The organism is Vibrio sp. Vb1554, from assembly GCF_033344235.1.
The window spans coordinates 1-1174 of sequence record NZ_JAWPOJ010000318.1; the positions used below are offsets into that span (position 1 = coordinate 1).

1 pseudogene is annotated in these 1174 nt (G+C 48.3%); it reads right to left on the bottom strand.

Features of this window, described 5'->3' with window-relative positions:
* A pseudogene (locus R8N28_RS25945) lies at positions 1-1174 on the bottom strand (glycogen debranching enzyme); the annotation flags it as partial.

Sequence of the window (1174 nt, forward strand, 5' to 3'; positions counted from 1 at the left end):
GGTTTCGCACATTTTTATCACAAATCGTTACCCATTCTTGATTACGCTCGTTTGGCAGCTTAAATCGCGCTGTAGCGTTCGTTTGGTTGATGAGGTAAACCAACTCTTGTCCGTCTTTACCAATGCCTAAGTGAAGCGCTACGGAGCTTAATCGGTTACAGTCGTCGTGTTACATAAATCGGCCATCAGTTAGACGCCAGAAAATGCGGTTGTTGTTGCGATTTTCGCCGCTGAAAGCACGGATGAAAGGCACCATGTATTGGTGACGGTTTGCGACCATTTGCGCCATCCAAGTTTTGAAGTGCGCTTTGCGCTCCGTCTCGCTCCAGTTGATCCAACTGGTTTTATTGTCTTGGCAGTAGGCGTTATTGTTGCCACCTTGCGAGTGTGACAATACATCGGCGGTCAAAATGTGCGGAATACCAAACGCAAAGAGCAAGCTCGCAATCAGGTTGCGTTTTTGCTTCTCACGCGTGGCGATGATCATGATGTTTTCCGTCTCGCCTTCTACGCCGTAGTTTTCTGAGCGGTTGTCACCGTGGCCATCGCGGTTCTCTTCGCCATTGGCTTCGTTATGTTTGTGCTTGTAAGAGACTAAATCTTGCAACGTGAAGCCATCGTGGTAAGTGATGTAATTTACCGTGAGTTTGTATGGCCAGTTGGCGGCGCTGTAGATATCGCGAGAGCCCATAAGGCGAGTGGCGAATTCTTTCAAATAGCCTTGATCACCACGCCAAAAACTGCGGGAAATATCGCGCAGCTTGTCGTTACATTCGTTCCAACCAAATGGGAAGTTACCAACTTGATAGCCATTAGGGCCAATATCCCACGGCTCGGCAATCAATTTGGTTTCACGCAAAATCGGGTCTTGAGCGACGGCTTTGAAAAATGCCGCTTCAGGGTTGTAATCATCCCCTTGACGTCCCAAAGTGGCGGCCAAATCAAAGCGGAAACCGTCGATTTTGAATTCGCTAACCCAGTAACGCAGCGTGTCCATAACCAGGTTTAATGCTGGTTGATAGGTGAGATCGACTGTGTTGCCACAACCAGTGTAGTTGGCAAAGTGATTGCCGTGCTTAATGTAAAAGCGAGAATCGAGCGCTTTGAGATTAAACACTGTCGCGCCTTCGCCTCCTTCTGCTGTGTGGTTGTAAACCACATCCAGAATCACTTC